Raw genomic sequence first — 428 nt, 5'->3', positions numbered from 1 at the left:
GTTTGTCACTCTCCAAGCGCAAGCCATCAGCCCAGAAGTGCGCTGCGTTCTCAAGCTTCTTTTCGGCCATTTTCAGACGCGGTCCAGCATTGTCGGCCAGTAGGAGTTCTGAAAACTGTGCAATCATCGCAAGTGACTTTTGGATTTTGTCCAACTCCTTCACTGCGTCACCCGCGCGCTCATAGGTTTCCATGTTGCGCGCAAATCGGTGCGACAATGAAAAGTTTTGAAGTCGGACATAAAGCCGGGCAGCACGAAGCCAATCCAACCGTAGCTCTTCGGCCAGATCGATCATGGCATTGCCGGCTTCAGGCCAGTCGCGCACCCGCGTCCATTTCACAATGAATCGCTGAAGCCGGATATAGCGGTCCAATTCGTTGGACCTGGCAATCTCGCTTCCCGTGGGAAGCGCGTCAATTGAGTCAACA

1 protein-coding gene is annotated in these 428 nt (G+C 53.5%); it reads right to left on the bottom strand.

What is annotated here, in order from left to right; genetic code table 11:
• Nucleotides 1–373 (bottom strand): hypothetical protein (locus ABUE31_RS22680; protein ID WP_367726035.1); only part of this gene is annotated, 373 nt, incomplete at its 3' end.
• Between the last annotated feature and the right edge of the window lie 55 nt (nucleotides 374–428).

It is taken from the genome of Mesorhizobium marinum (genome assembly GCF_040813675.1).
GTDB classification, from domain to species: domain Bacteria; phylum Pseudomonadota; class Alphaproteobacteria; order Rhizobiales; family Rhizobiaceae; genus Mesorhizobium_K; species Mesorhizobium_K marinum.
The sequence above is the reverse complement of the archived record's forward strand: the minus strand, read 5'-3'. Positions and strand labels throughout refer to the sequence as shown.